This window comes from Arthrobacter sp. UYEF21 (assembly GCF_040546085.1).
Lineage (GTDB): Bacteria > Actinomycetota > Actinomycetes > Actinomycetales > Micrococcaceae > Arthrobacter.
Genome location: NZ_JBEPNF010000001.1, coordinates 269,223 through 290,272, shown reverse-complemented (window position 1 = coordinate 290,272; position 21,050 = coordinate 269,223). Strand labels below are relative to the sequence as shown.

The following is a 21,050-nucleotide window of genomic DNA, read 5'->3' as shown; positions in this document are numbered from 1 at the left end:
GGCCACCTTTCGGGTGTTCTGCTGCTCTCATGGACTGCGGGGTCAGCGGTTTACGGTCAACTGGGCCAGGAGTTCAGGTCCGCGGGCATCGAGCCATTTGCCACCCAGCCGGATGCCGGCCACAAACAGGCAAAGTCCCAGGACTGTCCCGACGGCCAGGTTGATCCAGCCGAAGGCGGCGTTGCCGGTGACCTGCTGTGCGATAAACAGGCCGGCTTCGGGCAGGACCAGCAGGCTTAGGACGCCCATGCCGCCGAACTGCACCGCCATGGTCTGGCCCACGTTGCCCGGCGGCTTCTTGAACGGGTTGTCGCCGGGCAGCGGCACGGCCACAGTGTAGCGGGCCGACACCACGGAGGACAGGCCCAGACCGGTGAACAGGATGCCCAGGCTCAGCCCCAGCTGGCCCGGCAGTGCCTCCCAGCCGCCGGTAAAGAAATACTGGCCCACAGCGACGATCAGCACCACAGGCAGTGCAAAGGCAAGGCATGCCAGCGCCCGTCCCAGCCGGTCGTCCACGCCCCTGACACCCGTAGCCACATGCAGGGCAAACGCTGTGTTGTCATAGGAAACATCCGCTGAGATGGACCACGCCAGCAGGAACGCCGCCAACGGTGCCGCCACCGCCAGGGCCCCGAAATCACCGGACTGGCTACCCTGGAAAACCAGCAGGACAGGCAGCAGCGGGACAACCACCAGCGAACCGGAATAGCGGGGATCACGAAGCCAGTACGTCAGCGACCGCGCCGTGGCAGCACCGGCCGGTGTGGCCGGCAGGAGGGCAAACAAACCCAATTTTCCGCCCTTCCGGCTGCCGCTCCCCGCGTACGGCGGGTTGACCAGGGCCCGTTCGAGAAGCAGCTTCCAGCACCAGGCCAATGCAGCGAGGGTGGCCACTGCCATCAGGAGTTTGATGGCGGCGGCGCCGAAGCGCCCGGCAGCGACATCTCCGCCGAGGGACCATGTAGCTCCCACGGGCGTCCACGAAAGGGTGGCCGCCAGGTCCGGCAGGAATCCGGCCGACGCGGAAACACCCCTGCCAACGCCGGCCACAATCGGCCCCATCAGGACCAACGGGATCATAAACGCAATGGCACTGATGTCCTTGAACCGGCGCGACGATGCCAGGCTGGCAGTGGCCGTGGTGACCACCTTGGAAAGGACAACACAGCTCAGGACGCCGACGGCGGCACCCACCAGTGCCGCACCCGCGGGCAGGGGGCCGCGGGCCCAGGTCCACACGGTGGAAAGCGCAACGAGCGCCGTTGCGAGCCCGGGAATGCCGATCAGCCCGCCGAGGGCCAGCCCGGCCAGGAGTTGGCGCATGGGGATCGCGGAGCTGGTGAACCGTGCGGGATCAAGGGTCATGTCCGCTGCCGAGGCTGCCACGGGAATGACGCCCCAGCCCAGGAGGGCGGCCGAGCCACCCAACACCACAACCGTCTGGGCCAGCCCGGTATCTGCGCTGCGCAGCAGGACCAGGGCCACCACCAGAGTCCCCACCAGGCCCAGGGCGTACAGCCCGCCGATGGCCATTCCCACCAGTTGCCAGGGGCTGCGGCGAAGGCCGTTGCGGAGCAGGGTCAGCTTCAGCTTTAGAAGGTGCGCAACCATTCCAGGCCTTCCGTGTGGTTGCGTCCGCCCACCAGCTGGACGAACCGCTCTTCCAGGGACAGCCCTGCCCGCACCTCGTCCACCGTCCCTGCAGCCAGCAGCCGTCCGGCTGCCACTACGGCAACGTGGTCGCACATGCGCTGGACCAGGTCCATCACGTGGCTGGAGACGATGACGGTCCCGCCGGAAGCGACATAACTGTCCAGGATGGACCGGATGTTGGCCGCCGAGACGGGATCCACGGACTCGAACGGTTCGTCGAGGACCAGCAGCCGCGGTGCGTGGATCAGGGCTGAGGCGAGAGCGATCTTTTTTGTCATCCCTGCCGAGTAGTCCACCACCAGCGTCCCGGCATCCTGGCCAAGGTCCAGGGCGGACAGCAGTTCCCCAACACGGGTGGCCACTACGTCCTTGTCCATACCGCGGAGCAGCCCGGCATAGGTGACCAGCTGCTCGCCGGTGAGGCGGTCAAAAAGGCGGACGCCGTCCGGGAGGATGCCCATCAGCTTCTTGGCCTCCAGCGGCCTGGCCCAGACATCAACGCCGTGGACTACAGCCGCACCGAAGTCCGGCCGCAGGAGTCCTGTGGCCATGGACAGCGTCGTGGTCTTGCCCGCGCCGTTGGGTCCCACAATGCCGAAAAACGAGCCCGCCGGGACATCAAGGCTGATGCCGTCCACCGCAATTTTTCCGCCGAACCGCTTGGCGAGACCGCGGATGGACAGTGCTGGTACCGGGCCGGAGCGCGGCACCGGATCTGGATTCGGAGCAGTCATACCGCCAGCCTAGTCCCGCGCCTTCGCCGGCGGAGTCCTCCTGAAGGGGTCGAGAAAAACGCGGAAGACCGCACTGTGGGCCAACCTGGCCGGATTGTCCTACCGCACCTTGCGGATGCGGATTGGCCCTTTGGCAGTGGACGGGTCAACCACCGAACCGCCCTGGGTGATCTGGACCTCGCCCGCATCCACCAGCCGCCGCGCGGCCTTTCGGGTAGGCTCCATGAGGTCGCGCCAATTCTCATCTCCAACAGCCCGGGCAGCATCCGAGGGGCAGATCGTGGAGGTTGCGGCCCTTGCAGCCAGAAGTTTTAGGATGCTCTCTTCCAGCTGCATACCAAGCTTGTCACTGGGTTTCTCATCAGAGGACTGCGCCTGTTCGCGCCGTTGGTGGGCCATCATGTGGGCGGCAGTCAGAATGAATGCCGCGGTACGGCACGGTCATACTGGGGTGCCCACTTGATGTCGTGGCCCAGTTCGAACGCCGCCCGGAGCCACCAGTGCGGGTCCCGGAGGGCGGCCCGGGCAATAAAAACCCCGTCGGCCTGGGCAGTCGCAACCGCGTGTTCCGCCTGCCCGGCGGAGGTCAGGAGACCCACGGTTCCGGTGGGAACACCGGTTTCGCGGCGGATACGGGCCGAGAATCCGGTCTGGTAGCCGGGGCCGGGCGTGATGTCCTGGTGGGCTACGGCTCCCCCGCTGGAGACGTCAATGAGGTCCACACCATGTTCGTGGGCCTGCTTGGCGAGGCGGACGGATGCCGCGATGTCTATCCCGTTTGCCGCCCAGTCGGTGGCCGAAATCCGCAGCAGCAGGGGCATGGCTTCGGGGATGACGTTGCGGACGGCATCAACCACGGCGAGCGTCAGGCGGTTCCGCCCGGCCTCGTCCCCGCCCCAGGAGTCGGTCCGGGTGTTGATCAGCGGGCTCTGGAACTGGTGCAGGAGGTAGCCGTGTGCGCCATGGATTTCGAGGGTGTCGAACCCGGCGTCAACGGCACGCACGGCGGCCGCGGCAAAATCGGCGATGACTTCCACAATCTGCGCCTCGGTCATTGCTGCGGGTTCGGCATAGCCGTCAAACGCCGACGCCGACGGACCCACCGTGGCCCAGCCGCCGTCGGCTTCGGGCACGCTGCCCCGCTGCCCGGCGAACGGCCAGTAGGTGGACGCCTTGCGTCCGGCGTGCGCCAGTTGGGTGCCGATCTTGGCCTCTGCGACGCCATGCCGGTGCACAAAGGAAGTGATGCGCGCCCAGGCCCCGGCCTGTTCGTCGTTGTACATTCCGGCGTCGCGGGGACTGATCCGGCCCGCCGCATTCACGGCGGCGGCCTCGGTGAGGATCAACGCGGCACCGCCCGCGGCGAAGGATCCCAGATGCATCAGGTGCCAGTCATTCGGAACCCCCGGGGCGCCGTCGGGACCGCAGCTGTACTGGCACATCGGTGACACCCAGCCACGGTGTGTTAACTCAAGCGACCGGAGCTTCAGCGGCTGGAACAGCGCGGACATCTAGAACAGCACCCGTGCCAGGGCCTGCCGGGCTTTCGCCACACGGTCGTCGTGGGTGCCCACCACGTCGAAGAGTTCCAGGAGCCGGACGCGGGCAGTTTCCCGTTCCGGACCAAAGTTCCGCCCGATAAAGCTGACCACCCGGTTCAGGGCGTCCTCCACATGCCCGCCGGCCACGTCCAGGTCCGCCACGCCCAGCTGGGCCTCAATGTTGTCAGGTTCATCGGCAGCACGGGTGCGCAGAGCCTCAGTATCCTGGGCGGAAAGCGGCTGGAGCCGTGCCATCAGCTCCACCTGTGCCAGGCCTGACTTCGCCTCGGTATCGGCCGGCATTTCCAGCAGGGCCTGGCGGTAGGCCACGGCAGCCGCCTCGTAGTCCCCGGCTTCGATGGCGTCGAACGCCGCCTGGTGCAGCGGCGGCAGGGGTGCCGGTCCGGCATCCGAGGGTGCCCCCCCGCCGAGGCTGCCGGTGACGCCGTTCGCGGCGGCCACCTTTAATAGTTCATCCAGGAGCGGCCGGATCTGGGCTTCGTCGGCGGCGCCCTGGAAGAGCGGGACCGGTTGGCCCTTCACCACGGCCACCGCGGTGGGGACGGCCTGGACCTGGAATGCCTGTGCCAGCTGCGGGAAGGCGTCGATGTCCGCGGCGCCGAGCACCAGGCGGCCGCCATAGCTGTTAATGACCTGCTCCAGCGAGTCCACCATCGAGGTGGATTCGGGCGAGTAGGCGGCCCACAGCGCGAAGACCACCGGTACCTGGGCCGAAAGCTCCACGAGTTCCTGGAAGTTACCTTCGGTGACGTTCACCCGCAGCGGCGCGGCGCCGCCGTCGGGGGTTCCGTTGGGGGAGGTTCCGTTGGTGGCACTGGCACCCGCGACGGCACCCGCGCCACCGGGAACGGGCGGATTGCCGCCACCCGCGGGAGGCGCCTGGCGCTGTTTCAGGGCGGAAAGGTCGACGGCGCCACGCAGGTTAAGCAGGCTGGCAGCGGCTGGAGGGACTGGGCGGGAAGCTGGCGAACTCATGCTTTCCACTCTAGCCACTCCGGCCGCTGCCAGGAGTACTGAAGTACGCTTCCGGGGCTACTTGAAGCTTGCCCCCACGAGCCCGCGGGTAGCGGCAACCAGCTTCATGGGATCCGTGGAGCCGGCCGGCGGCACGTAGACGGCCATCGATTCAGCAAAGTTCAGCACCATGCCGGTGGTGGTTTCCTTGCCGCCGGCGAGCGCCGCGGCGTCGTCTCCGATGGTGAGTTTGTCGCCGGAGGCCTTGGGCGTGCCATCAAAACCGAAGTTGATCCGGCCCATCACCAGCGCGCCGCCGTCGGCGGTCCGGAACACCACGGTGCTTTCCGGCACCACGTTGTGGGTGAAAGAGAAGTTGCCGTTGGCGCCCGACGCAACCACCTCGGCCTGGTAGGACAGGGTGTCAGCGATGTACGGCGAGGATGCCCCCTCCACCAGTTTGTCCTTGAAGCTCGACTCGGAGTTGGTCAGGCGGTCGGCCAGCCCGGCGAGGGCTTCTTCGCCGCTGTACAGGAGACCGTCCTTGCCGTTGGCGGGCAAGGTATCGGTACCGTCCCGGCGGATGGCGGGGAAGGTGGTTCCCGGCTGCAGCGGAGTGGTCCCGGTCAGCCTGTAGTTCTCACGGGCTGAGGGCTGGACCAAAACGAGCAGCTGCGGGACCACGTTGCCGTCACCCTGCGTGACGGCCAGGACAGAGCGGGGCCAGCTGTGGTCGCTGGTGACCACCGTGGTGAGGAGCTTGGTGGAACGGACAGGCATCCGGGCTTCATAGGTGCCCACCTGGGAACGGATCTTGTAGTTCTGGGTGCGGACCTCAAGTTCTGTCCCGGCCACGCGGCCGGCCAGTTTGGCGGCGTCCCTGGCGGCGTCGCCGGCATCCGTTGCACTGGAGACCTGCTCGAGGATCCGGCGGAACTGGGCGTCCAGGAGCACGGGCGAGGACGGCTGGGCCGGGGCGGTGGACGCTGATTCCATGGAGGGGGCCGGGGCGGGCGACGTGGCAGCGTTTGCGGGGGCACCCGATAGTGCCACCACGGCGGCGGTCACAGCAGCGGTCACCATGCCGCCGGAAACCATGCTGAGCCGTGAGGAGGGCCTGGCCTCAACGTTGGCCCGGGCACGCCGTGCGAACAGGCTGCCCCGGCTGTCGCCTTCACCGTCGCGCTTGCGTGCGGAAAGAAATGCCAGTGCGATGCCGGCAAGGATCAGCAGTCCGCCTATAGCCATCAGGGGGACGGCCCACGGGGTGGAGGTGTCATTCGGGAACGTCATGGAGATCGACGACGGCGCCGGCTGGCTGCCGTCGGCGGCCAGCATCAGCGACCATTGGCCGTCAGCGGGAGGGGTCCACGTATATTCCAGCTGGCCGCTTGCGCTCTCGGTGGAAACCCACAGATCGGAGCCCGCCGGATTCGGTGCCGTGGCTTCGCCATCGGCGTGCTCCACGACGAGTGCGTCCTTCTTCCCGGAAACCCCCGTGACGGTGTTGTGGGCGGTCTTGCCAACCCAGGCCTCCACGTCGTCGGGCCGGCCGACGGCAAGCAGGAAGTTGCCATCGCCCTCGATGTTGATCTTCACCGCTCCGCCCTGCTGGGTGCGCAGTTTCTGGTCGATGACGGTCAGGGGTGCCGCGGCGGCATCTGACGGGGCCGAAGCCGTGAAGGTCGCGGAGGGAGCCCAAATGGTTTTCTGGCCGACGCCGGCCAGAAGTGTCAGGAGGCCGAGCAGCACGAGTGCGACTGCAGTCTTGAAACGCAAAGGAAACACCAATCATCAGCGGGGGTTTAGTTTCAATAGTAACCGTTTTGTTACCGGAACCCCCGTTGGGGTGGGGCACAGCCCCCGGTGACAGCGGACCTTTCATCCTCTTGCCGGGCGCCCTCGCTCCTGCTGACAGGGCGGCTGATAGTGTTTGCGATGATCATCACACCGCTCGCTCATGCGGCGCCACGCACGGAACAGGCCTCAGAATCCAGTGACTGACAAGACGGAAGAGTCCTCCACGGGACACGACAATCACGCGGCTGCCGGCACCGGGCCGTCACTGCCGGAAAGTCCTGGGCCCCGGACTCACAGGGGGACGGCCGGCCGGGCACTGGGCGTAGTGATGCGGCGCCTGCGCCAGCCGTTGCCCGGCGCCCAGCCCAGGCTCCGGTTTGAGATACCGCCGGAATACATCCACACCGAAGACCAGGCCACGGACTCCGACGAATCAGGCCGGCAGTTCGGCCGTCCGGGCCCCCGCATGTCTATGCAGCACCCCCTCTATGTGGGATTCATGGGCACCGTGGGTGTGGGCCTGGCATTGCTGGTCTACTGGATCGGCTCCAACACCACGCAGTTGCTCCTGTGGATTGTGGCCGCCCTTTTCATCGCCCTGGGCCTGGAACCGGTTGTCGGCTGGCTCGAAAACCGGAAGGTCCCCCGCCCGGCGGGCATCCTCGTGTCGGTGACCGTCCTCATCGGCGCTGTCGCCGGGTTCTTCGCCACGCTCATTCCCACCATCGTCCAACAGGTGACCCAAATTGTGGAGCAGGCACCCACCTGGGTCCGGGACTTCATCGATTCCGACTTTTTCCGCAGCCTGGACGACCAGTTCGGGGTGCGGGACCGGATCAACGAGGAACTGGATAAGTTCGTCAACAACCCCGAGGCCATGGGCGGGATCTTCGGCGGGGTGGTGGGCTTCGGCTCCACCCTGGCGAACGGACTCTTCGGCACCCTCATTGTCCTGGTGCTGAGCCTGTACTTCCTCGGGGCACTCCCAGCCATGAAGAAATGGGGCTACCGGCTGGCGCCGCGGTCCCGCCGCGCCCGCGTGGAGGCACTCTCCGAGGAGATCACCCGGTCCGTAGGCAACTACGTTATCGGGCAGGCCTGTGTGGCCTTGCTGAATGCCACGTTCGCTTTCATAGTGATGACTATCGTGGGCGTCCCGTTTGCCCTCCTGCTGGCCTTTGTGGTGGCGCTGCTGGCCTTCATCCCCCTGGTGGGCGGCATGATCGCAGGCATCGTGGTAGTCGTTATCTCACTGACCGCGGGCTGGCAGACGGCTGCCGCCTACGGCGTCTGTTACTTCGCTTACCTCCAGTTCGAGGCCTACTTCATCTCCCCGCGCATTATGCAGAAAGCCGTGGCGGTGCCGGGCGCGGTCGCCGTCATTTCAGTCATCGCCGGCGGCAGCCTCCTCGGCGTGCTGGGCGCCCTGATCGCCATCCCGACGGCGGCGGCCATCCTGCTCCTGGTCAAGGAGATTTACATCGCCCGCCAGGACAAGCACTAGGACCCGGCCATCGGCCCTGGCAATCACCGGGACCAGGCAACCCGGACCAGCCGCCGAGCGCCGATATTAGGCAGCCGAAGTAGCCACCGGACCGTTCCACTGCGTGGTTAGGCCGTGGGGACCGGAACCTGCTTCGGTCACCTCATCCACGATCTCGTTGAGCGCCCGGGAAGCGTACTTCTCCCCCACCCACAGGTGCTTGGCGCCGTCGACCCCCACCACCCGGGCCTGCGGCACCAGGCTGAAACGTTCAGCAGCAGCGGCGGGCTGGAGGTAGTCGTCATGCTCGGGCACCAGGACCGTCAGTGGCTTCGCGGCCTCCGCCCAGAGCCGCAGGTGCGCGTCGGTGGCCCGGTGCAGCGGTGGCGACAGCAGCACGGCACCCTCAATCTGGCTTGCCACCGGTTCAACCGCCCCGTACATCAGCGCCAGTTCGGTTCCGAAGGACCATCCCACCAGCCAGCGGTTGGGCAGTTGGCGTTCGACGGCGAAGCGCACGGCCGCCTCCACGTCCAGGCGTTCACCGATCCCCTCTTCGAACGATCCTGCGCTGGTGCCGCGCGGCGATGCGGTCCCGCGGGTGTTGAAGCGAAGCACGGCCACCCCGGCCAGGGCCGGGAGCCGGTAGGACGCCTTCCGGTAGACATGGGAGTCCATAAACCCTCCGTGGGTAGGGAGGGGATGCAAGGTGATCAGCGTCGCGGTGATGGGACCGGATTCCGGCAGCGCCAACTCCCCTACGAGTTTGTAGCCGTCCTCGGTGTGGAGTTCGATGTTCTCCCGCTTCGCCGGCAGGACCGTGGAAGCGCGGATGGGTGACGGGCCCGTGGGCTGGCTGAATTCGTACGACGCCGGATCAAAAGTCATGCCTGCCAGCATAGCGACTCCGGGCTGGCCCCGTCCCCGCTGCACTGCCGCAACTCAGCGGTAGCGGTACGTCCGGGACAGCCAGCAGTTGGTGTGCCAGTGGCGGCGTTCGGCGAGGCCTGCGGCGGCGCCGAACAGGTGGTCGTCCTTCCACACCACCAGGTGGGCCACGCCGGGAACAACTGCAGTGGAGCAGCCAGGGCAGATGTAGGTCTTTTCCGCGTTCCTGGCGGTCATCGTCCTGACCATCCACTCGCCGTCGGGGGCGCTTTCCCGCCGCGCAATCCCTGCCCGTGCGCGTTCCAGATCCAGCTCCGGGACCTCGCCGTTGCCCTTCTTGCCGGCCACCTTGCCGGCAAGGCTCCCCTTGGCGGCCGCACCCTTTCCGGCGGCAGGGCGGCGGGGACGGTTGGAACGCGGCATGCCTCCATTCTGCCCTAGCCCCGGTAGTGTGTACGGCGTGCGACTTGTCATAGCCCGATGTTCAGTTGATTATGTTGGCCGGCTCAAAGCCCATCTCCCCCTTGCCACCCGGCTCCTGCTGGTCAAGGCCGACGGCTCCGTGCTGGTCCATTCAGACGGCGGTTCCTACAAGCCGCTGAACTGGATGAGCCCGCCGGCAACCCTGCGCGTGTCCACGCCTGAGGATGTTGACTTGGAGCTTGGCGTGACCGAGCAGTGGACTGTCCAGTCCGCCAAAACCGATGACCGCCTCATCATCAACATCCACGAGCAGATCCATGAGTCCTCCCACGATCTGGGGGTTGATCCAGGCCTGATCAAGGACGGCGTCGAAGCGGACCTGCAGCGACTGCTTGCTGACCAGATTGAAACCCTCGGAAGCGGCTTCTCGCTGGTCCGACGCGAATACTTCACCGCCATCGGGCCAGTGGACATCCTGGCCCGGGACGCCAACGGCGCCACTGTAGCGATCGAACTGAAGCGTCGCGGCGACATCGATGGCGTGGAGCAGTTGACCCGCTACCTGGAACTGCTGAACCGGGATCCGCTGCTGGCACCTGTCCGCGGAATCTTCGCCGCCCAGCAGATCAAGCCCCAGGCCAAAGTCCTGGCCAACGACCGCGGCATCGACTGCATCACGTTGGACTACGATGCCATGCGTGGAGTGGACGACACCGAATCCCGGCTGTTCTGACGCCCGGCACATGCCCATCTGTGCGAATAGGCCTCTGACGAGGGGATTCATGCTGTTTTTACCCAAGATTGTCCGGCTTGGCCGTTGACCAGACGGGGACGGCATGAAATTCTTAGATCAGTCTTTGTGTACGTGTTTTTTCATGCTCGCAAGACAAGTTGCGAGCGCGAAGTGTCTGCACGGCCTGTTCAATCGGGACGGCAGTGAAGGATTCTTCTCGCGGAGTGACCAAGTCCAGCACGAGGTGTGCCGGACTTAGACAAATCCATCATGAGGAGAAACAAATGGCACAGGGAACCGTCAAGTGGTTTAACGCTGAAAAGGGCTTCGGCTTCATCACCCCGGATGACGCGGATGGCGATGTCTTCGTTCACTACTCCGAGATCCAGACCGGTGGCTTCAAGACCCTCGACGAGAACCAGCGCGTTCAGTTCGAAATCGGTCAGGGCGCCAAGGGCCCCCAGGCTACCGGCGTAACGCTGGTCTAGTACGTGCTGGAAGTCGCCGCGTTGCGGCTTCCAGCAATAGGATCCCCGGCACCCGTGCCGGGGATCCTTGTTTCCGGCCGGATCAGCCCACCAGTTCGCGGACCAGCCGTGCGCCCTGCCGCAGGGAGAGGCCCGGCAAGTAGGCACGCGTAAGTGCCCGGCCAATGGCGGGCAACTGCAGTGGATCCTGGTAGTACAGGTACAGGGTCCGGTACTCCGGCTGGAAACGCGATTTGAAGGCGGCCAGGGACCGGAACCCGTAGACAGGTTCCAGCGCATGGCCCACCACGTCAAGGATGCGGACCAGGTTCTCGGCGGGTACGGGGTCCTGCGGGGCAATGCCCCCGGGCGCCCCGTCGCCGGGCTCCGCGCCGTCCGGCAGGCTCGCGAGAGGCGAGCCGGAGAGCGAGATCACGGGTACTGAGTCACGCAGTTCCACCACCGCCGCGGCGATCAGGAACTCCATGACGCCGGGAAATCCTTCAGTGCCGCGCCGCATCACATCCAAGGTACGGCTGACCAGTTTCCCGTCCTCGTAGACCGGCAGCCAACTGGTAATCCCATGCACGTTGCCGTCCGTGTCCACGGCAAGGCAGCACAGGACTTCATCGTCCATCAGTTCATCGATGGTGCCCAGGGTAAAGCCCATTTCCGGCACCGTCTTGGCTGCGGCCCATTCCTCCGATACTTCGCTGAGCCTGGCCCGCAGAGCCGACGGGAGTTGGTTATACGTCCCCCAGACAGCGGTGACGCCCGACTTGACCGCCCTGTTCCGCGCGGTGCGAACGTTCTGCCACTCCTTGCCCTTGAAGTCAAGTTCCCGGACGGCCAACCTGGTTTCCTGCGCTACCGCCACCCGCTGAAAACCCAAGCCGCGAAGTAACGGCCACAATGCGCCGTCACAGGAGTAGAAGGCCGGGGCCAGGGCGCGACCGCCGCAGTAGTTGATGAAGCCCTCGGCGGTCCGTTCGCGGGAGGTGCGGGGGCCAAACGGGCCGGCAAGCGTCAAGGCCACGCTGCCGTGCTGCTGGTACGCCACCGCGCCCCGGCCATCGGGGCTAAACCAATAGCGGTTCGGTTCCCAAAGGGCCATCCACGACAGGGAGTCGCCGCCCTCGTGGAGCAGTCGGCGGGCTGCGGCCCGGTCAGCGTGCCCCGAATCGCTGACATGGTGGCGCCCTACCAGCACTATCCAGACGCCGACCAGCGCCACCAGCCAGAAGACCGGACCGGCATAACCGAAGATCAGCGCCTCCACGCTGTCGCGTTCGGCGAAGACCCTGCGGTAGAGGTTCGGCAGGGGAACCGGAAGGTACTGCCTGGACAACTCGGCCAGCAGACCCAGCGGGCCGCCATCGCGCATCATTCCACCCGCGGCCAGCCAGGCCAACGAATAGGCACCAACCAGGACCAGCCACACACCGCCCACCACCACGCCCAGCCGGCGACGGGCCGCGGGGACGGTCTCCACGCGGAACTGGCGCCGGTTGACCCACAGCAGCACGGACAGCACCAGGGGTACCGCGACCAGGGGCAGGATATGGGCAAAACCTGACCCCATGGCGGCGGTCTGCGGCCGGGACGGATAGTGCGGAATGACGGCGAACAGCCCCAGGTACACGGCTGCGAGGGCCGTAACTGCCAGCTGGATGACCAAGGTGATACGAAGTGCCATGCTGCGTCCACGGCGCATGCCGTCGGCACAGATCAGGAGCAGGACTACCGGAACGACGGCCAGGGCCAGCCCAAAGGGGCCCGCGAAGCCCGCGCGCCCCACCTCCAAACAACTGGCCTCCACGGTGGACCCGCAGTTCGCCTCCAGCTGGCCCAAGGTGGGCACCGGATTCAGCAGCACGTCCCGTAGCAGGGCCAGCGGACCCGTAGGCGTCCGGGCGATAGCTGTGAGGATGGGTCCGACGGCGAAGACGGCTACCGTGAGCGCGAGCAGGTTCCTGGTCTCGCGGCCCGTCGAGCGGGGTGCATGGAGGGGGCCGAGGTCGACCTCCTGCCACCAGCTGACTGCAAGGCCCACCAAGGCCCCGACCAGCCCGATGACCGTCTCCGCATGCCCGACGTACAGGACCAGCAGCAGTGCCACGGAAAGAACGAGCGTCCACAGCCGGCGCCGCCAGAGAACCGGCAGCCTGCCGCTCGCTGCCATGGAAACTGCGAGGATTGCGGCGTACGGACCAATCAGGGCGTTCTCCGTCATCAGGCCCAGCCAGCCGTCCCCCACATAGTGGGCCAGCTGAGTCAGCAGCAGGAACACGGTAACGGCGGCAAACTGGCCCGCCAGGAGGAGCGCGGCAGTCTGGAGTGCGCCAAGCTTCTTCTCCGCCACGCCCAAAAGCAGCAGGATCATCACAGAGGCCACGACGTAAGCCAGCGGATTCGTGGCAAAGAACAGTGACGTCACCAGGGACCACCAGTTCCCGGCCCGCAGGCCGGGAGCGCTGACGCCGGCGAGCGGCAGGAGCTCCTCCGGCGGCCCGCCGAGGAAGCTGTCGGTCAGTAGTCCCGCCACCAGGAACAGACCAAGGAATCCCAGAGTCAGGGGCACCGACCGGAGATAGCCGGCGAACCGCTGAACAGCCGGCACCCCCACGGTGGACCAGAACAGGGCCGGGGCAGAGGCTTCACGGACGGTCTTCAACGCTCCCACCCCCAGTGCTGGGCAAGCAACTCAAGCCCATTATCCATGCCCGGCGTCAACATGTCCCAGGAATGGCCGGTCTTTTGAACCGCGTCCGTCCGCACAGTGAATCCTGCCCCGCTCGCCGCCGTCGCAAGGGTCTGCATGTTTGCCACAAACTCCTGATCGTTGGCTCCCGCGGCGAAGTAGCCCACCTTGCCGGAATAGTCACGTTCGCCGAGCAGGGTCAGGGGAAGCTGGGCATCGAAGGCCTCGGTGTCCCCATGGAACGCGGCATCGATAGTTTTTTGACGTTCTTTGGCAACCGCAGGCTCGCGTTCGCTGGCGAAGGCGAGGAAACCTGTATAGCGGTCGGGATGGCGGGTCACCATCTGAACGGCGCACGTGGCCCCAAAGCTGAAACCGCCCACCGCCCATTGCCGGGGATCCTGGTCAACGTCCAGGGTGTGCACGATCCAGTCAGGCACATCCACCGAGAGATAGGTGTCCGCTTTGGCAAGGTCACTGTCCATGCACAGATTGTTGGCGTTTTGGCTGCCGTTGGGATCCACCACCACCACCACGGGCGCCACTCCCCCGTGCCGGTCTGCGAAACTCTCCATCCGTGGCAGCAGGGAGCCGCCTGTAAGCCAGTCAGCGGGACCACCGGGCTGGCCGGGAACCATCACCAGGACCGGAAGGCTGGGACGGTTCGCGGCGAAGTAGGCCGGCGGAAGATAAACGTAGGACGTACGCGTCTGGAGCCCGGAAGCGGTGCCGGGAATGGACACGGTGCGCAGAACGCCGTTGTCAGGCAGTGTACCGGCGGCCGTCCACCCGGTCAGCGGCAGGGCAGGTGTTCCGGGCTGGTGCATCAGGGCGGGTTCAAGGGCAGGGATGCGGCTAATGGCGGTGCCCGTCAGATCAGCGATGGTCCGGTTGAGGCCGAAGTAGGCGTTGACCTGCACAGTTGACAGCAGGAGGACGGCCGCAAACGCCACCACGTCGAGCCCTCGGCGCCGCCATGAATCGAAGCGAACGCGGAGCAGCAGGACCAGCAGCGACGCAGCGGCGGCAAAAACCCACGTCAGAACGGCGTAGGGTACGTCGTTGGGGAAAACCGACGTCAGGTAGATCAGCATCCAGTGGATCAGCAAGACCAGGCCTGCAGTGACGGCCAGGGCGGCGGCAACGCTGAGTAACCAGCGGCGGCGGCCAGGAAGCCTCGGAAGCCAAAGCAGGAACGCCGCTCCGGCAGCACCAAGTACCCAGGCGGACCAATACAGCGGCCCGCCCGTCAGCCGGATATCCTCGACCCAGTCCACGTGCCTAGCGCCACGTGCCGACGCCGATGACAGGACCGGCTTCCAGCCAGGAAGATAGACCCGTGTAGGCATCGAACTTCATGGCCAGCCGCAGGTCCTGGCCTTCGCAGCGCAGTTCCACGATCACGACGTCGGGCTGTACCTTGACTGCCTCGGCTTCGGTGGGCTTGCGCCGGCCCAGAAGTTCCAGGGAACTGCGCTTGAACTTATGTTTGGGCCGCAGGCTCAGGGACGCCAGGCGGAACCATTCAAGGTCGTTGTCCTGGTAACGACAAACCCCCATCTGCCAGCTGTTTCCAACCGTGCAAATGGAGGCGTCCACCGTGCCGAGGGCACGCCGCAGATTGAAGCGGCGCACCCCCACAAGGCACAGGGCAAATATCAGCAATCCAAAGGTGATTGCCAGGGCGATGAACGTAAAAGTGGGCGCGTCCATCAGGGTCGTGCTAGCGGATCCCAGCAGTAGCCGCGTCACCCAGTTGGGCGTTGTCAGCAACAATCACCACGCGGTTGTTGTCGACGGAGAAAAATCCGCCGTCAACAGCCACGGCAATGCGGTTCCCGGAAACCGGCTCAATGGCCAGTTCACCTTCGGCCAGGATCGCCAGCAGGGGCGAGTGGCCGGGCAGGATTCCGATCTCACCATCACTGGTGCGGGCCTTGACCATCGTGGCCGCTCCGGACCACACGAAGTGGTCCGCTGCGACAATCTCAACCTCAAGCTCAGCCATATTACTTGGTCTGTTCCTGGATCTTGGCCCACTGGCGCTCAACATCGTCCAAGCCGCCGACGTTGAAGAACGCCTGCTCTGCAATGTGGTCAAGCTCGCCGTCGCAGATGGCAGTGAAGCCTTCAACCGTGTCCTTGATGGTGACGGTAGAGCCCTCGACGCCGGTGAACTGCTTGGCGGTGTAGGTGTTCTGGGAGAGGAACTGCTGGATACGGCGTGCACGCGACACAACGATCTTGTCCTCTTCCGACAGTTCGTCAACGCCAAGGATGGCGATGATGTCCTGGAGTTCCTTGTTCTTCTGCAGGATCTGCTTCACGCGGACAGCCGTGTTGTAGTGGGCCTGACCGATGTACTGCGGGTCCAGGATGCGGGACGTCGACGTCAGCGGGTCAACGGCCGGGTACAGACCACGGGAAGCAATTTCACGAGAAAGTTCCGTGGTTGCGTCGAGGTGTGCGAAGGTCGTGGCCGGGGCCGGGTCGGTGTAGTCATCTGCGGGAACGTAGATGGCCTGCATCGAGGTGATCGAGTGGCCCTTGGTGGACGTGATGCGCTCCTGGAGGAGGCCCATCTCGTCAGCCAGGTTGGGCTGGTAGCCCACGGCCGACGGCATGCGGCCGAGGAGGGTGGAAACCTCGGAGCCTGCCTGGGTGAAGCGGAAGATGTTGTCGATGAAGAGCAGCACGTCCTGGTTCTGCACATCGCGGAAATACTCCGCCATGGTCAGGGCAGACAGTGCAACTCGAAGACGCGTTCCCGGCGGCTCATCCATCTGGCCGAATACAAGGGCGGTGTCCTTGAGGACGCCTGCCTCTTCCATTTCGACCCAGAGGTCGTTACCTTCACGGGTACGCTCGCCAACACCGGCGAATACAGAGGTACCACCGAAGTTACGGGCCACACGGGTGATCATTTCCTGGATCAGAACCGTCTTGCCCACGCCGGCGCCGCCGAACAGGCCGATCTTTCCACCCTTGATGTACGGGGTGAGAAGGTCAATGACCTTGATGCCGGTTTCCATCATCTCGGTGGAACCCTCAAGCGTCGCAAAGGCCGGGGCCTTGCGGTGAATGGGCCAGCGCTCGGTGATCTCGAGTTCGGCCTCCGTCACGTCAAGCGGCTGTCCGAGGACGTTGAAGATGTGCCCCTTGACGACGTCGCCGACGGGCACGGAGATGGGGGCACCGGTATCCACCACAGCGGTACCGCGGACCAGTCCGTCGGTTGCCTGCAGGGAGATGGCGCGAATCACGTTGTCGCCGAGGTGCAGGGCAACCTCGAACGTGATGGTCTTGGTCTCACCGTTGAGGGTAATCTCGGTGGTGAGTGCGTTGTAAATCGAGGGGATTGCGTCAGCCGGGAATTCGACGTCGACAACCGGGCCAATAACACGTGCAATACGGCCGGTAGCACCGGTCGTCGCGGCTACGTGTTCGGTAGCAGTGGCAGTCATCTCTCTCACTTCACTCAGTAGATGGCGTGGGGTTAAGTTTGTTCTTTAGTGCAGGTACAGCTGGACCGGACCGGGCTAGGACGCGTTCAAGGCGTCGGCACCGGCAACGATTTCAGAAAGCTCCTGCGTAATTTCAGCCTGTCGGGCTGTGTTGCGCAGACGCGTGTACTTCTTGATAAGGTCCGTGGCGTTGTCGCCGGCAGACTTCATCGCCCGCTGGCGGGCTGCAAGCTCGGAAGCTGCGGCCTGCAACATGGCGGCAAAAATGCGTGACTCGATGTAGCGCGGCAGCAGGGCATCAAGGACCTGTTCCGCCTCCGGCTCGAATTCGTAGAGCGGCAGGAGGTCCGACTCGGACGCCGCCTGCTCTTCAACAACCTCGAGCGGCAGCAGCCGGATAACCGTCGGCTCCTGCATCACCATGGACTTGAAGCGGGTGTAAACGACATGGATCTCGTCCACGCCACCCTCTTCATAGTCTGCCGCGAAGGCTTCGAGCAGTGCCGCGCCGACTTCACGTGCAGTTCCAAACTCGGGCGCATCCGTGTTGCCGGTCCACACCCGCTCGTAAGGAAGGGTGCGGAAGTCAAAGTACGCCTGCGCCTTGCGGCCCATCACATACGTCTTGACTTCTTTGCCCTCTCCGCGGAGCAGTTCGTTGAGGCCAACCGCCTGCTTAAGCACACTTGCCGAATAGGAACCGGCAAGGCCGCGGTCAGCACTGATGACCAGGACGGCGGCCCGGCGGATCTGCTCCGGTTCGGTGACCAACGGGTGGTCGATTTCGCTCTGGCTCGCGACAGCAGAAACGGCACGCGTAATCGCGTTTGCGTAAGGCAGTGAAGCCGCTACGCGTGCGCGGGCCTTGCCAATGCGCGAGGTAGCGATCAGTTCCATCGCCTTGAAGATCTTGCGCATCGACGTGGTCGAGCTGATCTTCTGGCGGTAGACCCGAATCTGGGCTCCCATACTTTTCCTTTCCTAAGATCCCGATGGCCGGGACTGCCGGAACCTCAAAGGTCCCGGCAGTCCCTGCCAGCGAAACTAGCGCTTCTGCTTGACGATTTTTTCCTGGTCAACGTCACCCTCGGAGATAGCGTCGTGCTCCTCGTGGCCGGCGCCTACCAGGCGGTTGTCACCTTCACCGAAGAAGCCCTTTTTGAAGGCCACGATTGCAGTCTTCAGTGCTTCGGCAGTGTCATCGTCCATAACGTTGGTCTGCGCCAGCGTGGTCAGGATGGAGGACTTGTGCTTGAGGTGCTCCAGGAATTCGGTCTCAAAGCGGTTGATGTCCTCAACCGGAACCTCGTCGAGGTAGCCGTTGGTACCGGCCCAGATGGACACAACCTGGTTCTCGATCGGGAACGGAGAGTACTGGCCCTGCTTGAGCAGCTCCATCAGGCGGGCACCACGGGTCAGCTGCTGGCGCGATGCGGCATCAAGGTCCGAAGCGAACATGGCGAAAGCCTGCATGTCGCGGTACTGGGCCAATTCCAGCTTCAAAGTACCGGAGACCTTCTTCATGGACTTGACCTGTGCAGCACCACCAACGCGGGACACAGAGACACCCACGTCGACAGCCGGACGCTGGTTAGCGTTGAAGAGGTCCGACTGCAGGAAGATCTGGCCATCGGTAATGGAGATCACGTTGGTCGGGATGTAGGCAGAGACGTCGTTTGCCTTGGTCTCGATGAGTGGCAGGCCGGTCATCGAACCGGCACCGAGCTCGTCAGAGAGCTTGGCACAACGCTCCAGCAGGCGGGAGTGCAAGTAGAAGACGTCGCCCGGGTAAGCTTCGCGTCCCGGCGGGCGGCGCAGCAGCAGTGACACTGCACGGTACGCCTCGGCCTGCTTGGAGAGGTCATCAAACACGATGAGGACGTGTTTGCCGCCGTACATCCAGTGCTGGCCGATGGCCGAACCGGCGTACGGTGCCAGGTACTTGAAGCCTGCGGGGTCAGACGCCGGGGAAGCCACAATGGTGGTGTATTCCAGAGCGCCGTTGTCCTCAAGGGTCTGACGGACAGCCGCAATGGTGGATGCCTTCTGACCGATTGCCACGTAGATGCAACGCACCTGCTTGGTCACGTCGCCGGAAGCCCAGTTGGCCTTCTGGTTGATGATGGTGTCGATAGCGATTGCCGACTTGCCGGTCTGGCGGTCACCGATGATCAGCTGACGCTGGCCGCGGCCGATCGGGATCATGGCGTCGATAGCCTTCAGACCGGTCTGCATCGGCTCGTGGACCGACTTACGCTGGGTCACGCCGGGCGCCTGGAGTTCCAGAGCACGGGTGGTTTCGGCCTTGATCTCGCCGAGGTCGTCGATGGGCTGGCCCAAGGGGTCAACCACACGGCCGAGGAAGGCGTCGCCTACCGGTACGGACAGAACCTGACCCGTACGGTGGACTTCCTGGCCCTCTTCGATTCCGGTGAAGTCACCGAGTACGATGACACCGATCTCGCGGACGTCAAGGTTCTGGGCCAGGCCCAGGGTGCCGTCTTCAAAGCGAAGCAGCTCGTTCGCCATGACCGAGGGAAGGCCCTCAACACGGGCGATGCCGTCACCTGCGGTTGTTACACGGCCAACCTCTACGCGCTCTGCGTTTCCGGGTTCGTAGGACGCCGCGAACTCGTTCAACGCATTACGGACGTCGTCGGCGTTGATGGTCAATTCGGCCATCTGCAGTCCCTGCTCTCCTGTTTTCGTGATCATCGTTGCTCACGATGACCGGGGTTTCGTTTCGTTAAGTTGTGCTTGTCCGGCTAACCGGCCAGTTGGCGGTGAAGCTGACCCAGCCGGGTTATAACCGAAGCGTCAAGCACTTCGTCACCCACCTGGACGCGGATTCCACCGATCAGTTCAGGATCAACGGTGAGGTTGATCTTGAGCTCGCGAGCGTACAGGGAATTAAGCCCTGACTGGAGGCGGGCGAACTGCGTTTCCGTCAAAGGACGGGTGACACTGACCGTTGCAATCCAGCGCTGCTGCCGCTTGGCTGCCAGCTCGGCGAACCGGGCTACCAGCATGGTCGGCTTGATGCCGCGGGGCTGGGAAACCGCCTGCGCAATGAGGACGTTTGCTTCCTCGCCTGCGCCGGGATGCAACTTCTGCGCCAACCCGGTCTTCGCTGCAGCACTGGCCTGCGGCTCAGACAGAGCACGTTGTACCTCGTGGTTGGAGGCAACGGCCTGGTTGAAGGAGAACAGATCGTTCTCCAGCTCTTCCAGCCCAGAGATTCCGGAGGCAGAAACGGCCGACTTGTTTTCAGCAACGGCGATAACCACCGTTGCGGCAAGCGTCTCGAGTGCATCGCCGATATCTCGGGCCGATGCCCAGCGTGAACTGGCCAGTCCGCCCGCGATGTCCGCAGCCTCAGCGGAGACTCTTCCGCCAACCAGCTGCCTGACAAGCGCCGACTTTTCGTCACCGGTGCGGGACGGGTCAGTCAGGGCGCGGCGCAAGCCAGCCGAGCTGTCCACCGTTCCCAGGATTCCGAAGAGTTCCTTAGCCAACTGCAGCGAGGCCAACGGAAGCTTTGCTTCCAGTTGGGTCAGCGCCTTGGTCAGCGATTCGCTCGATACACCTGACATTACTTAGCTGCACCTGCGTTCTGGTTCTCCAGATCTGCCAGGAAGCGGTCAACCACACGGGCAGAACGCTCGTCATCGTTGAGTGCTTCGCCAACGATGCGGCCTGCCAGCGTGGTGGCCAGCGTGCCTACCTCGGAGCGCAGGGACACAACTGCGGCCTGGCGCTCCGATTCGATCTGCACGTGTGCCTGTGCCGTGATGCGGGCAGACTCAGCGGCAGCCTTTTCCTTCAGATCTGCAAGGATCTGGGCGCCTTCAGCACGGGCTTCCTCGCGGATGCGGTTAGCTTCCGCGCGGCCTTCCGTGAGCTGCTGCTTGTACTCTTCGAGTGCTGCAGAAGCCTCTGCCTGCGCCTTTTCTGCCTTAGCAATGCCACCTTCAATGGCCTCGGCACGCTCTGCAAACGTCTTCTCGAACATCGGGACAACGAACTTGACCACGATGAACATGAGGACAGCAAAGCCGACGAGGACAACGCCCATTTCCCAGACGTTGGGAACGAGCGGGTTGGTCGCCTCGGCGCCTTCCACGGCGGCTGAGATGATCGTTTGATACATAATTCACCCGTCCTTATCTACTCGGTTCTGGATGT

General features: G+C 64.6%; 20 protein-coding genes. 3 read left to right on the top strand and 17 right to left on the bottom strand.

The annotated features are described in order from the left end of the window. Positions 1 to 42: 42 nt before the first annotated feature. The 6 genes from ABIB27_RS01330 to ABIB27_RS01305 form a co-directional block, all read right to left on the bottom strand. The gene (locus ABIB27_RS01330) at positions 43 to 1,614 is read right to left on the bottom strand and encodes a transporter (RefSeq protein ID WP_354214052.1); all 1,572 of its coding nucleotides are present in this window, start codon (positions 1,612 to 1,614) and stop codon (positions 43 to 45) included. Continuing rightward, on the bottom strand, positions 1,596 to 2,390 hold the full coding sequence (locus ABIB27_RS01325) for an ABC transporter ATP-binding protein (RefSeq protein ID WP_354214050.1): 795 nt from the start codon (positions 2,388 to 2,390) through the stop codon (positions 1,596 to 1,598). The genes ABIB27_RS01330 and ABIB27_RS01325 overlap by 19 nt, the downstream gene beginning before the upstream one ends. Before the next feature lie 99 nt (positions 2,391 to 2,489). After that, entirely contained in the window at positions 2,490 to 2,726 is a 237-nt protein-coding gene (locus ABIB27_RS01320; protein ID WP_354214048.1) for a DUF3253 domain-containing protein, read from the bottom strand. A 77-nt stretch (positions 2,727 to 2,803) separates the two neighbouring features. Next, complete coding sequence (locus ABIB27_RS01315) at positions 2,804 to 3,901, bottom strand: NADH:flavin oxidoreductase/NADH oxidase (protein ID WP_354214046.1); 1,098 nt, start codon at positions 3,899 to 3,901, stop codon at positions 2,804 to 2,806. Beyond that, a complete protein-coding gene (locus ABIB27_RS01310; RefSeq protein ID WP_354253393.1) occupies positions 3,902 to 4,927 on the bottom strand; it encodes a tetratricopeptide repeat protein in 1,026 nt (341 codons plus the stop codon). Positions 4,928 to 4,984: 57 nt separating this feature from the next. Continuing rightward, entirely contained in the window at positions 4,985 to 6,685 is a 1,701-nt protein-coding gene (locus tag ABIB27_RS01305; protein WP_354253392.1) for a DUF8094 domain-containing protein, read from the bottom strand. A 349-nt stretch (positions 6,686 to 7,034) separates the two neighbouring features. Here ABIB27_RS01305 and ABIB27_RS01300 point away from each other — a divergent pair, with 349 nt between their 5' ends. Beyond that, positions 7,035 to 8,210, top strand: coding sequence for an AI-2E family transporter (locus ABIB27_RS01300; protein WP_354253493.1), 1,176 nt, complete (start codon positions 7,035 to 7,037; stop codon positions 8,208 to 8,210). A 66-nt stretch (positions 8,211 to 8,276) separates the two neighbouring features. Here the strand turns inward: ABIB27_RS01300 and ABIB27_RS01295 are convergent, their stop codons facing one another. Both ABIB27_RS01295 and ABIB27_RS01290 read right to left on the bottom strand, forming a co-directional pair. After that, positions 8,277 to 9,077 (bottom strand): alpha/beta hydrolase, encoded by an 801-nt coding sequence (locus ABIB27_RS01295; RefSeq protein ID WP_354214041.1) that lies wholly within the window; start codon positions 9,075 to 9,077, stop codon positions 8,277 to 8,279. A gap of 54 nt (positions 9,078 to 9,131) precedes the next feature. After that, positions 9,132 to 9,500 (bottom strand): Rv1322 family protein, encoded by a 369-nt coding sequence (locus ABIB27_RS01290; protein WP_354214040.1) that lies wholly within the window; start codon positions 9,498 to 9,500, stop codon positions 9,132 to 9,134. A 37-nt stretch (positions 9,501 to 9,537) separates the two neighbouring features. On the opposite strand from ABIB27_RS01290, the gene nucS reads away from it, so the two are divergent. Beyond that, a complete protein-coding gene (nucS, locus tag ABIB27_RS01285; RefSeq protein WP_354214039.1) occupies positions 9,538 to 10,233 on the top strand; it encodes an endonuclease NucS in 696 nt (231 codons plus the stop codon). Between the two features lie 284 nt (positions 10,234 to 10,517). After that, the gene (locus ABIB27_RS01280; protein WP_050687909.1) at positions 10,518 to 10,721 is read left to right on the top strand and encodes a cold-shock protein; all 204 of its coding nucleotides are present in this window, start codon (positions 10,518 to 10,520) and stop codon (positions 10,719 to 10,721) included. An 82-nt stretch (positions 10,722 to 10,803) separates the two neighbouring features. Here the strand turns inward: ABIB27_RS01280 and ABIB27_RS01275 are convergent, their stop codons facing one another. The 9 genes from ABIB27_RS01275 to ABIB27_RS01235 all read right to left on the bottom strand — a co-directional run bounded on the left by ABIB27_RS01275 (position 10,804) and on the right by ABIB27_RS01235 (position 21,015). Continuing rightward, a complete protein-coding gene (locus ABIB27_RS01275; protein ID WP_354253391.1) occupies positions 10,804 to 13,374 on the bottom strand; it encodes a bifunctional lysylphosphatidylglycerol flippase/synthetase MprF in 2,571 nt (856 codons plus the stop codon). Beyond that, positions 13,371 to 14,678, bottom strand: a complete 1,308-nt coding sequence (locus ABIB27_RS01270; RefSeq protein ID WP_354253390.1) for an alpha/beta hydrolase-fold protein — start codon at positions 14,676 to 14,678, stop codon at positions 13,371 to 13,373. Before ABIB27_RS01270 ends, ABIB27_RS01275 begins: the two co-directional genes overlap by 4 nt. Before the next feature lie 4 nt (positions 14,679 to 14,682). Then, positions 14,683 to 15,114, bottom strand: a complete 432-nt coding sequence (locus tag ABIB27_RS01265) for a DUF2550 domain-containing protein (protein ID WP_354214036.1) — start codon at positions 15,112 to 15,114, stop codon at positions 14,683 to 14,685. 10 nt (positions 15,115 to 15,124) lie between these two features. Beyond that, positions 15,125 to 15,409, bottom strand: a complete 285-nt coding sequence (locus ABIB27_RS01260; RefSeq protein ID WP_354214035.1) for a F0F1 ATP synthase subunit epsilon — start codon at positions 15,407 to 15,409, stop codon at positions 15,125 to 15,127. 1 nt (position 15,410) lies between these two features. Then, complete coding sequence (atpD, locus tag ABIB27_RS01255; RefSeq protein WP_354214034.1) at positions 15,411 to 16,865, bottom strand: F0F1 ATP synthase subunit beta; 1,455 nt, start codon at positions 16,863 to 16,865, stop codon at positions 15,411 to 15,413. A 75-nt stretch (positions 16,866 to 16,940) separates the two neighbouring features. Beyond that, the gene (locus ABIB27_RS01250) at positions 16,941 to 17,834 is read right to left on the bottom strand and encodes a F0F1 ATP synthase subunit gamma (RefSeq protein ID WP_354214032.1); all 894 of its coding nucleotides are present in this window, start codon (positions 17,832 to 17,834) and stop codon (positions 16,941 to 16,943) included. Positions 17,835 to 17,909: 75 nt separating this feature from the next. After that, a complete protein-coding gene (gene atpA, locus ABIB27_RS01245; RefSeq protein WP_185260921.1) occupies positions 17,910 to 19,547 on the bottom strand; it encodes a F0F1 ATP synthase subunit alpha in 1,638 nt (545 codons plus the stop codon). 83 nt (positions 19,548 to 19,630) lie between these two features. Continuing rightward, on the bottom strand, positions 19,631 to 20,458 hold the full coding sequence (locus ABIB27_RS01240) for a F0F1 ATP synthase subunit delta (protein WP_354253389.1): 828 nt from the start codon (positions 20,456 to 20,458) through the stop codon (positions 19,631 to 19,633). Beyond that, complete coding sequence (locus ABIB27_RS01235) at positions 20,458 to 21,015, bottom strand: F0F1 ATP synthase subunit B (RefSeq protein WP_354153623.1); 558 nt, start codon at positions 21,013 to 21,015, stop codon at positions 20,458 to 20,460. The genes ABIB27_RS01240 and ABIB27_RS01235 overlap by 1 nt, the downstream gene beginning before the upstream one ends. Positions 21,016 to 21,050 lie beyond the last annotated feature (35 nt).

Bases quoted from the DNA above. Each gene is read 5' to 3' on its own strand.
- ABIB27_RS01330 (WP_354214052.1), bottom strand. From the start codon at position 1,614: ATGGTTGCGCACCTTCTAAAGCTGAAGCTGACCCTGCTCCGCAACGGC.
- ABIB27_RS01325 (WP_354214050.1), bottom strand. From the start codon at position 2,390: ATGACTGCTCCGAATCCAGATCCGGTGCCGCGCTCCGGCCCGGTACCA.
- ABIB27_RS01320 (WP_354214048.1), bottom strand. From the start codon at position 2,726: ATGCAGCTGGAAGAGAGCATCCTAAAACTTCTGGCTGCAAGGGCCGCA.
- ABIB27_RS01315 (WP_354214046.1), bottom strand. From the start codon at position 3,901: ATGTCCGCGCTGTTCCAGCCGCTGAAGCTCCGGTCGCTTGAGTTAACA.
- ABIB27_RS01310 (WP_354253393.1), bottom strand. From the start codon at position 4,927: ATGAGTTCGCCAGCTTCCCGCCCAGTCCCTCCAGCCGCTGCCAGCCTG.
- ABIB27_RS01300 (WP_354253493.1), top strand. From the start codon at position 7,035: ATGCGGCGCCTGCGCCAGCCGTTGCCCGGCGCCCAGCCCAGGCTCCGG.
- ABIB27_RS01295 (WP_354214041.1), bottom strand. From the start codon at position 9,077: ATGACTTTTGATCCGGCGTCGTACGAATTCAGCCAGCCCACGGGCCCG.
- ABIB27_RS01290 (WP_354214040.1), bottom strand. From the start codon at position 9,500: ATGCCGCGTTCCAACCGTCCCCGCCGCCCTGCCGCCGGAAAGGGTGCG.
- ABIB27_RS01280 (WP_050687909.1), top strand. From the start codon at position 10,518: ATGGCACAGGGAACCGTCAAGTGGTTTAACGCTGAAAAGGGCTTCGGC.
- ABIB27_RS01265 (WP_354214036.1), bottom strand. From the start codon at position 15,114: ATGGACGCGCCCACTTTTACGTTCATCGCCCTGGCAATCACCTTTGGA.
- ABIB27_RS01260 (WP_354214035.1), bottom strand. From the start codon at position 15,409: ATGGCTGAGCTTGAGGTTGAGATTGTCGCAGCGGACCACTTCGTGTGG.
- atpD (WP_354214034.1), bottom strand. From the start codon at position 16,865: ATGACTGCCACTGCTACCGAACACGTAGCCGCGACGACCGGTGCTACC.
- ABIB27_RS01250 (WP_354214032.1), bottom strand. From the start codon at position 17,834: ATGGGAGCCCAGATTCGGGTCTACCGCCAGAAGATCAGCTCGACCACG.
- atpA (WP_185260921.1), bottom strand. From the start codon at position 19,547: ATGGCCGAATTGACCATCAACGCCGACGACGTCCGTAATGCGTTGAAC.
- ABIB27_RS01240 (WP_354253389.1), bottom strand. From the start codon at position 20,458: ATGTCAGGTGTATCGAGCGAATCGCTGACCAAGGCGCTGACCCAACTG.
- ABIB27_RS01235 (WP_354153623.1), bottom strand. From the start codon at position 21,015: ATGTATCAAACGATCATCTCAGCCGCCGTGGAAGGCGCCGAGGCGACC.